The 10,225-nt window shown below is 42.3% G+C and carries 8 protein-coding genes and 1 rRNA gene; all 9 read left to right on the top strand.

Going from position 1 to position 10,225, the window contains the following annotated elements; genetic code table 11:
* The first annotated feature begins 116 nt into the window (after positions 1 to 116).
* Positions 117 to 227 (top strand): 5S ribosomal RNA (gene rrf / locus BSAG_RS05940).
* A gap of 480 nt (positions 228 to 707) precedes the next feature.
* Positions 708 to 1,298: a V-type ATP synthase subunit E family protein gene (locus BSAG_RS05945; protein ID WP_004316780.1), complete on the top strand. Its 591-nt coding sequence runs from the start codon at positions 708 to 710 to the stop codon at positions 1,296 to 1,298.
* Positions 1,299 to 1,309: 11 nt separating this feature from the next.
* Positions 1,310 to 2,152: a DUF2764 domain-containing protein gene (locus tag BSAG_RS05950; protein WP_004316779.1), complete on the top strand. Its 843-nt coding sequence runs from the start codon at positions 1,310 to 1,312 to the stop codon at positions 2,150 to 2,152.
* A gap of 17 nt (positions 2,153 to 2,169) precedes the next feature.
* Complete coding sequence (locus BSAG_RS05955) at positions 2,170 to 3,930, top strand: V-type ATP synthase subunit A (RefSeq protein WP_004316778.1); 1,761 nt, start codon at positions 2,170 to 2,172, stop codon at positions 3,928 to 3,930.
* Between the two features lie 31 nt (positions 3,931 to 3,961).
* Positions 3,962 to 5,290 (top strand): V-type ATP synthase subunit B, encoded by a 1,329-nt coding sequence (locus BSAG_RS05960; RefSeq protein WP_004297639.1) that lies wholly within the window; start codon positions 3,962 to 3,964, stop codon positions 5,288 to 5,290.
* Between the two features lie 108 nt (positions 5,291 to 5,398).
* Positions 5,399 to 6,004, top strand: a complete 606-nt coding sequence (locus BSAG_RS05965; protein ID WP_004297640.1) for a V-type ATP synthase subunit D — start codon at positions 5,399 to 5,401, stop codon at positions 6,002 to 6,004.
* Positions 6,001 to 7,818, top strand: a complete 1,818-nt coding sequence (locus BSAG_RS05970) for a V-type ATP synthase subunit I (protein ID WP_004316777.1) — start codon at positions 6,001 to 6,003, stop codon at positions 7,816 to 7,818. The genes BSAG_RS05965 and BSAG_RS05970 overlap by 4 nt, the downstream gene beginning before the upstream one ends.
* A 75-nt stretch (positions 7,819 to 7,893) precedes the next feature.
* Complete coding sequence (locus BSAG_RS05975; protein WP_004316776.1) at positions 7,894 to 8,358, top strand: V-type ATP synthase subunit K; 465 nt, start codon at positions 7,894 to 7,896, stop codon at positions 8,356 to 8,358.
* Positions 8,359 to 8,560: 202 nt separating this feature from the next.
* Positions 8,561 to 10,222 (top strand): glycogen/starch synthase, encoded by a 1,662-nt coding sequence (locus BSAG_RS05980; protein ID WP_008019765.1) that lies wholly within the window; start codon positions 8,561 to 8,563, stop codon positions 10,220 to 10,222.
* The last annotated feature ends 3 nt before the right edge of the window (positions 10,223 to 10,225 follow it).

Here is a 10,225-nt window from a genome sequence, read left to right as displayed (position 1 = left end):
TGTACCGGTTGGGTATATACGTTTAGCGGATTACTGATACAGAAACTGGAAACAGAGAACAGAAACATACTAGTAATGAACTTGAGATTTTACTTTTCATCATGTCATAACCTTATTCAGGTGGTTATAGCACGAGGGTTCCACCTCTTCCCATTCCGAACAGAGAAGTTAAGCCTCGTCACGCCGATGGTACTGCGTAACAGTGGGAGAGTAGGTAGCCGCCGTTTTTAGAGAAGCCCCTTGATTCAGCAACGAATCAAGGGGCTTTCTGTTTTTGGTACTTTGCAAAAAGATCCATCAATGAATCAAGAGGGGCTGTTTTTAAGGACGGATAAAAGATAACCTCTTCTCTTCTTCCGCAAATAGGATAGCAGTATTCACTAATGCCAAATGTGATACCAATAGCTTTTGTTATTTAATCTTGTATTAATATCCTGTTTGTCGCTTTCAATATATATTTGTTTTCAAATATCTTTTGGATTCCTTATATTTGTTTTCCGGTTTGAAAAATCCGGAAATGTGTCATTTAGTAATAGGAAAAGGGCAAAAGTGGAACAAAATAGGTGTAGGTCTGTGATTTTTTTGCAAACGAATCTTTTTTCTTTTCTTCTTTCTCTTTTTTATCAAATTGATTTTTGTAAATTTGGCGAGAATCTGAGAAAGGACACATAGTTAATATAGTAATAATACTAAATACTCCTGTTAATATGGAAAACAAAATTCAAGAGTTGACCGATAAGATTTATCGTGAAGGCGTGGAAAAAGGAAACGAGGAAGCGCAAAGACTTATCGCGAATGCTCAGGAAGAAGCTAAGAAAATCATTGAGGATGCCCGTAAAGAGGCGGAATCAATTGTAAACTCCTCTCGTAAATCTGCTGATGAGTTAGCAGAAAATACTAAATCAGAGTTAAAACTATTTGCCGGTCAGGCTGTGAATGCGCTCAAATCTGAAGTCGCTACAATGGTAACTGATAAGTTGATAACCGCTTCCGTGAAAGATTTCGCTCAGGATAAAGATTATCTGAACGCGTTTATCGTAGCATTGGCATCCAAATGGAGCATAGACGAACCTATCGTCATCTCAACAGCCGATGCGGAATCACTGAAAAAATATTTTGCAGCTCATGCAAAAGCTTTATTAGACAAGGGAGTGACTATCCAGCAAGTAAATGGTATCAAGACTCTGTTTACCGTTTCTCCGGCGGACGGTTCGTATAAGGTGAACTTCGGAGAAGAAGAATTCATGAATTACTTCAAAGCGTTCTTGCGTCCTCAATTAGTAGAAATGCTATTTTAAAAAAAGCGACTATGAGTAGTAAGTACTATTACTTGGTAGCAGGTTTGCCGGAACTTTCACTGGAAGACAGTAAGCTGAGCTATACAGTAGCCGATTTTAAAACTGAAATCTACAATGGATTGTCTGCTTCAGACCGGAAGTTGATCGACTTGTTTTATCTGAAGTTTGATAATGCAAATGTGCTGAAACTTCTCAAAGATAAAGAAGCGGAAATCGACAAACGGGGAAACTACTCTGCTGAAGAACTCACAGAATATATTTCTGTTCTGAGAGAAGGCGGAGAAATCAGTCCTAAAGAATTTCCGGTTTATCTCTCCACTTTTATAACTGATTATTTGAATACTCCGGCTGAAAGTACGACTTTGCACGAAGATCATCTGGCTGCTTTGTATTATGAGTATGCCATGAAGTGTGGAAATAAGTTTGTTTCTGCCTGGTTTGAATTCAATCTGAACATCAATAATATTCTTGTTGCATTTACCAGCCGTAAATTCAAGTGGGATATTGCTTCCAATGTTGTGGGAAATACGGAAGTATGCGAAGCATTGCGTACATCAAGTGCCCGCGATTTCGGACTGTCCGGTGAAGTGGATGTTTTTGAATCGTTAGTGAAAATCAGTGAGATTACAGAACTGGTGGAGCGTGAGAAGAAGTTGGATGCCCTGCGGTGGAACTGGATGGAGGATGCTATTTTCTTCGACTATTTCACTATTGAGCGTATTTTTGCTTTCCTGCTGAAGCTGGAAATGATTGAAAGGTGGATTTCACTGGATAAGGAAAGAGGTAATCAGTTGTTCAGAAGCATTATTGAGTCGCTGAAGAACGAAGTGCAGATTCCTGCAGAATTCAGATAATAAAATAAAAAAAATATATGGCAACAAAAGGAACTGTTAGTGGCGTTATTGCCAACATGGTGACCCTCGTCGTTGACGGACCGGTAGCTCAAAATGAGATTTGTTATATCTCGACCGGTGGCGATAAGTTGATGGCGGAGGTGATTAAGGTTGTAGGTTCACATGTATATGTCCAGGTGTTTGAAAGTACCCGTGGACTGAAAGTGGGCGCCGAAGCCGAATTTACAGGACACATGCTTGAGGTGACATTAGGTCCGGGTATGTTATCGAAAAACTATGATGGTTTGCAAAATGACCTCGACAAGATGGACGGAGTTTTCCTGAAGAGAGGACAATATACGTATCCGTTGGATAAAGAGCGTATATGGCATTTCGTACCATTGGTGAATGTAGGTGACAAAGTGCAGGCTTCTGCATGGTTGGGACAGGTGGATGAAAACTTTCAGCCGTTGAAAATAATGGCCCCGTTCACTATGAAGGGAACGGCTACCGTAAAAACAATCATGCCGGAAGGTGATTATAAGATAGAAGATACCATCGCAATTCTGACAGACGAAGAAGGTAATGATATTCCTGTAACTATGATTCAGAGATGGCCCGTAAAACGTGCGATGACGAATTATAAGGAAAAACCGCGTCCTTTCAAATTGTTGGAGACTGGTGTACGTGTGATTGATACGCTGAATCCGATTGTGGAAGGTGGTACGGGATTTATTCCCGGTCCGTTCGGTACAGGTAAAACGGTGCTTCAGCATGCTATTTCTAAGCAGGCGGAAGCGGATATCGTTATCATTGCAGCTTGCGGTGAACGTGCGAATGAGGTGGTGGAAATCTTTACCGAGTTCCCCGAACTGGTAGACCCGCACACAGGACGTAAGTTGATGGAGCGTACTATTATTATTGCCAATACTTCCAACATGCCGGTTGCTGCCCGTGAAGCATCTGTATATACAGCGATGACACTGGCGGAATATTACCGTTCAATGGGATTGAAAGTCTTGTTGATGGCCGACTCTACTTCCCGCTGGGCACAGGCTCTGCGTGAGATGTCCAACCGTATGGAAGAGTTGCCTGGACCAGATGCTTTCCCGATGGATATTTCGGCTATTATCTCTAACTTCTACGGTCGTGCGGGATATGTAAAACTGAGCAATGACGAAACGGGTTCTATTACATTTATCGGTACGGTATCTCCTGCCGGTGGTAACTTGAAGGAGCCGGTAACTGAAAATACGAAGAAGGTAGCCCGTTGTTTCTATGCATTGGAACAGGACCGTGCCGATAAAAAACGTTATCCGGCAGTGAATCCGATTGATTCTTATTCAAAATATATCGAATATCCGGAATTTGAAGAGTATATCAAAGGTCATATCAATGATGAATGGATCGGAAAGGTAAATGAACTTAAGACCCGTTTACAGCGTGGTAAGGAAATTGCCGAACAGATCAATATCCTCGGTGACGATGGTGTGCCGGTAGAATATCACGTGATCTTCTGGAAATCTGAATTGATTGACTTTGTAATCCTGCAACAGGATGCTTTTGACGAAATTGACGCGGTAACTCCGATGGAACGTCAGGAAGACATTCTGAATATGATAATCGACATCTGTCATACGGAATTTGAATTTGATAACTTCAACGAAGTAATGGACTACTTCAAGAAGATGATTAATATCTGTAAGCAGATGAACTATTCGAAGTTCAAATCAGAACAGTATGAAGGATTCCAGAAACAACTGAAGGAATTGATTGAAGAGAGGAAACTTCAATCGTAAATCGTAAATTGTTAAATCGTAAATAAGTAAGATGGCAACAAAAGCTTTTCAAAAGATATATACCAAGATTACTCAGATTACCAAGGCTACTTGTTCGTTGAAAGCGACAGGAGTAGGGTATGATGAGCTTGCCACCGTGGACGGTAAACTGGCACAGGTGGTAAAGATTGCCGGTGACGATGTCACTTTGCAGGTATTTGAAGGTACGGAAGGTATTCCGACCAATGCCGAAGTAGTATTTCTCGGTAAATCGCCTACATTGAAAGTGAGTGAGCAGCTGGCCGGACGTTTCTTCAATGCTTTCGGTGACCCGATTGATGGAGGTCCGGACATTGAAGGACAGGAAGTGGAAATTGGTGGTCCGTCTGTGAATCCGGTTCGGCGTAAACAACCGTCGGAACTGATTGCAACGGGTATTGCCGGTATCGACTTGAACAATACATTGGTATCCGGTCAGAAGATTCCGTTCTTTGCCGACCCGGACCAACCGTTCAACCAGGTAATGGCAAACGTGGCCTTACGTGCTGAAACGGATAAGATTATCCTCGGCGGTATGGGTATGACGAATGATGACTACCTGTATTTTAAGAATGTGTTCTCTAATGCCGGTGCGCTCGACCGTATCGTGAGTTTCATGAATACGACCGAAAACCCGCCGGTAGAACGTTTGCTGATTCCGGATATGGCATTAACTGCTGCTGAATATTTTGCAGTAAATAATAATGAGAAAGTGCTGGTACTGCTGACCGATATGACGAGCTACGCTGATGCGTTGGCAATCGTATCCAACCGTATGGACCAGATTCCGTCTAAAGATTCTATGCCGGGATCACTTTACTCGGACTTGGCAAAGATTTACGAAAAGGCGGTGCAGTTCCCTTCTGGCGGTTCAATCACCATTATTGCGGTGACTACTTTGTCCGGTGGAGATATTACTCACGCTGTGCCTGATAACACGGGTTACATCACAGAAGGTCAGTTGTTCCTGCGTCGTGATAGTGATATTGGTAAGGTTATTGTTGACCCGTTCCGTTCGTTGTCTCGTTTGAAACAGCTGGTTACCGGTAAGAAGACGCGTAAAGACCATCCGCAGGTGATGAATGCTGCCGTACGTCTTTATGCCGATGCCGCTAACGCTAAGACGAAGATGGAAAATGGTTTCGACCTGACAAACTACGACGAACGTACGTTGGCTTTTGCGAAGGACTATTCCAATCAGTTATTGGCTATTGATGTTAACCTTGATACAACTGAAATGCTGGACGTTGCCTGGGGCTTGTTCGGTAAATACTTCCGTCCGGAAGAAGTGAATATCAAGAAAGACTTGGTGGATCAATACTGGCCAAAACAAAATAATTAGACGATTAGACGATTTACCATTTACGGTTGAAATTTGTGGATTATTTATGTTTATAAGAAGTAATTTCAATCGCCTGATTGTAAATCGTTAAATTAGTAAATCAACGAGATGGCTATAAAGTTTCAATATAACAAAACCTCTCTTCAGCAGCTCGAAAAGCAACTGAAAGTGCGGGTGCGTACGCTTCCTATCATTAAGAATAAGGAAAGCGCCCTCCGCATGGAAGTGAAACGCTGTAAAACGGAAGCTGCCGATCTGGAGGATAGGCTCGAACAACAAATTCAAGCCTATGAAGCCATGTTCGCCCTTTGGAATGAGTTTGACGCTTCATTAATAAAGGTGAATGATGTTCATCTTGGCGTGAAAAAGATTGCGGGTGTGCGCGTACCGTTGCTCGAGAATGTAGAATTCGAGATACGTCCGTACAGTATGTTTAATGCTCCCAAGTGGTATGCCGACGGTATCCACCTGTTGGAAGAGCTGGCTCATACGGCAATTGAACGTGAATTTATGCTCGCCAAGCTGAACTTGTTAGAACATGCAAGGAAAAAGACCACTCAAAAGGTGAACCTTTTTGAGAAGGTGCAGATACCGGGCTATCAGGATGCATTGCGAAAGATCAAGCGATTTATGGAAGATGAAGAAAACCTGTCGAAATCTTCGCAAAAGATCATGAAGTCCCATCAAGAAAAAAGGAAGGAGGTAGAGGCATGATTACAAAAATGAAGAAACTCACCTTTCTGGTGTATCACAAAGAATATGAAGAATTCCTGAACAGTCTGCGGGAGCTTGGTGTAGTCCACATTGTGGAGAAACAACAGGGGGCTGCCGATAACACGGAGTTGCAGGATAATATTCGTCTTTCCAACCGTTTGGCGGCTACCTTGAAGTTGCTTCAGAACCAGAAGCATGAAAAGAATGCCGTGATTGCTACGGAAGGAGGAACGGCTGCCCGTGGAATGCAAGTGCTGGACGAAGTGGATGCTTTACAGACAGAGCATGGAAAGTTGTCGCAGCAGTTGCAAAGCTATGCCAAAGAAAAAGAAGCTCTGGAAGCCTGGGGCAACTTTGAACCGGCAAATGTTCAGAAGCTGAAAGATGCCGGTTATGTAATCGGTTTCTATAGCTGTTCGGAAGGAAATTACAAAGAAGAGTGGGAAACGGAATACAATGCAATGATTGTGAACCGCATTTCTTCTAAAGTATTCTTCGTGACTGTAACGAAAGGCGGAGAGGAAGTGGACTTGGATGTAGAGCAGGCTAAATTACCTGCATACTCTTTGGTACATCTTGAAACGCTTTACAATACAACAGAACAGGCCGTTGAAGAGAATGAAAAAAGACTGGTTGCACTTTCCGAAACGGATATTCCTTCCTTGAAGGCTGCTCTGAAAGAGTTGCAAAGTCAGATTGAATTCTCTAAAGTTGTGTTAAGTTCCGAGCAGACTGCCGGTGACAAACTGATGTTGATTGAAGGATGGGCGCCTGCATTCAGTCAAGTGGAGATAGAGGCTTATCTGAATGACGCACATGTATATTATGAGATTACCGATCCGATGCCGGGCGATAATGTTCCTATTCGATTGAATAATAAGGGATTCTTTGCTTGGTTCGAACCGATCTGTAAGCTGTATATGCTTCCGAAGTATAATGAGTTGGACTTGACACCGTTCTTTGCCCCATTCTTTATGGTCTTTTTCGGACTTTGTCTGGGAGATTCCGGATATGGTTTGTTCCTGTTCCTGGGAGCTACGGCCTATCGGTTGATGGCGAAGAAAGTAACCCCGTCAATGAAGTCAATCATCTCATTGATACAGGTATTGGCGGTATCAACGTTCTTCTGCGGTTTGCTGACTGGTACGTTCTTCGGAGCGAACATCTACAATTTGGATTGGCCGATTGTGCAACGCTTGAAACATGCTGTCATGATGGATAATAATGATATGTTCCAATTATCGTTGATATTGGGAGCTATCCAGATTTTATTCGGTATGGTACTGAAAGCTGTGAATCAGACGATTCAGTTTGGTTTCAAATATGCAGTGGCAACTATCGGATGGATCATCCTGCTGGTTTCAATGGCAGTTTCAGCTTTGTTACCGGACGTAATGCCGATGGGAAGCACGGTGCACTTGATAATCCTGGGTGTTTCAGCTGCTATGATTTTCCTTTATAACAGTCCGGGAAAGAACATATTCCTGAATATCGGATTGGGATTGTGGGATTCATACAACATGGTTACTGGTTTGCTTGGAGATGTTTTGTCCTACGTTCGTCTGTTTGCTCTCGGACTTTCCGGAGGTATTCTGGCGGGAGTGTTCAACAGTCTGGCAGTAGGTATGAGTCCGGATAATGTAATAGCAGGCCCGATTGTAATGGTGCTGATTTTCGTGATCGGTCATGCAATCAATATTTTCATGAATGTGCTGGGTGCAATGGTTCACCCAATGCGTCTGACGTTCGTTGAGTTCTTCAAGAACTCCGGATATGAAGGAGGCGGTAAAGAGTACAAACCGTTCAGAAATTAAAAAAACTGAAGATTAAAAATTAGAAATAGAGAATTAATATTTTAAGAATTAAACAATAAAAAATAGAATAAGATTATGGAAATGAATTTGTTTATCGCCTACATTGGCATCGCGATTATGGTTGGTTTGTCGGGCATCGGTAGTGCTTACGGAGTAACTATTGCAGGTAATGCTGCCATCGGAGCATTGAAGAAGAATGATAGTGCATTCGGTAACTTCCTGGTATTGACAGCCCTTCCGGGTACACAGGGGCTTTATGGTTTTGCCGGTTATTTCATGTTTCAGACTATCTTCGGCATTTTGACTCCTGAAATTACAGCTATCCAGGCATCAGCAGTTCTTGGTGCAGGTATTGCTTTAGGATTGGTTGCCTTATTCTCCGCTATCCGTCAGGGACAAGTTTGTGCAAACGGTATTGCAGCTATCGGACAGGGACACAATGTATTTAGTAATACGTTGATTCTTGCCGTATTCCCCGAGCTTTATGCAATCGTTGCTTTGGCTGCAACCTTCTTGATCGGTAGTGCACTCGTTGCATAATTTTTAGCAAGAATATTTCCTATAAAGGAGTTTCAATCCCCTTGTACATGCAGCTTTGCATGTGCAAGGGGATATTCTTTTTTCATTATAGGGCAACGTTTCTTTCCTCTTCTTAACTCATATTTTTCGCATAAAGTATTATTTTTCAAAGAATAATGTGTACTTTTGCACTCGCATACTAAAAAGAGTTTTAATATATTATATGGTAAAAGATTTATTAACCCCCGATTATATCTTCGAGTCCAGCTGGGAAGTATGTAATAAAGTGGGAGGAATATACACCGTCTTGTCGACACGGGCAAATACATTGCAGGAAAAGTTCCGCGACAGAATTTTCTTCATAGGTCCTGATGTATGGCAAGGAAAAGAAAACCCTCTATTCATCGAGTCGGATAACCTATGTGCTGCCTGGAAAAAGCATGCACTTGAGAAAGACGAACTTTCTGTCCGTATAGGACGATGGAATATCCCCGGTGAACCCATAGTCATTCTTGTTGATTTCCAACCTTTTTTTGAAAAGAAAGACGATATATACACAGAAATGTGGAATCGTTATCAAGTAGATTCGTTGCACGCTTATGGCGATTACGACGAAGCTTCTATGTTTTCATACGCTGCGGGAAGAGTGGTGGAGAGTTTCTATCGCTACAACCTGACAGAAACGGATAAGGTGGTATATCAGGCGCATGAATGGATGACTGGAATGGGAGCACTTTATGTACAGGAAGCTGTGCCGGAGGTGGCTACTATTTTTACGACCCATGCTACTTCTATCGGTCGTTCTATTGCCGGTAATCATAAACCGTTGTACGACTATCTGTTTGCTTATAATGGCGACCAGATGGCGCAAGAACTGAACATGCAATCGAAACACTCGATTGAAAAACAGACTGCACATTACGTAGACTGTTTTACGACGGTGAGCGAAATAACCAATAATGAGTGTAAGGAATTACTGGATAAACCGGCAGATGTTGTTCTGATGAACGGTTTTGAAGATGATTTTGTACCGAAAGGAAGCACATTTACCGGAAAACGTAAACGTGCGCGTGCCTTGATGCTCAATGTAGCGAATAAATTATTGGGAACAAATCTGGGTGATGATACGTTAATTGTCGGAACCAGTGGACGATATGAGTTTAAGAATAAAGGTATTGATGTATTTTTGGAATCATTAAACCGCTTGAACAGGGATAAGAATTTGCATAAGAATGTATTGGCATTCATCAATGTACCCGGTTGGGTAGGAGACCCCCGTGAGGATTTGCAGGGACGTTTGAAGAGCAAGGAGAAGTTTGACACTCCGCTCGAAGTACCATTTATCACTCATTGGCTGCATAATATGACTCATGATCAGGTGTTGGATATGTTGAAATATCTGGGAATGGGCAATCGTCCGGAAGATAAGGTAAAAGTGATTTTTGTACCTTGTTATCTGAATGGTCGTGATGGCATCATGAATAAAGAATATTATGATATATTGCTGGGACAGGATTTGAGTGTCTATGCTTCTTATTACGAACCGTGGGGATATACTCCACTGGAAAGTGTAGCATTCCATGTACCGACAATCACTACTGATCTGGCAGGGTTCGGACTTTGGGTAAACAGCCTGAAGAACCAGCATGGCATTAATGATGGAGTAGAAGTGCTGCATCGTTCGGACTATAATTATTCGGAAGTAGCGGATGGTATTAAAGATACGATTACGTTATTTGCGGATAAGACGGAGAAAGAAGTGAAGGAAATCCGTAAGCGTGCTGCCGAAGTGGCAGAACAGGCTTTATGGAAGCACTTTATACAATATTACTATGAGGCTTATGACATTGCCTTGCGCAATGCTATGAAGCGTCAGTTGAGTTAAGAA

The sequence above is a fragment of the Bacteroides sp. D1 genome, from assembly GCF_000157095.2.
In the GTDB taxonomy this organism is placed as follows: Bacteria; Bacteroidota; Bacteroidia; order Bacteroidales; family Bacteroidaceae; genus Bacteroides; species Bacteroides xylanisolvens.
The sequence above is the reverse complement of the archived record's forward strand: the minus strand, read 5'-3'. Positions and strand labels throughout refer to the sequence as shown.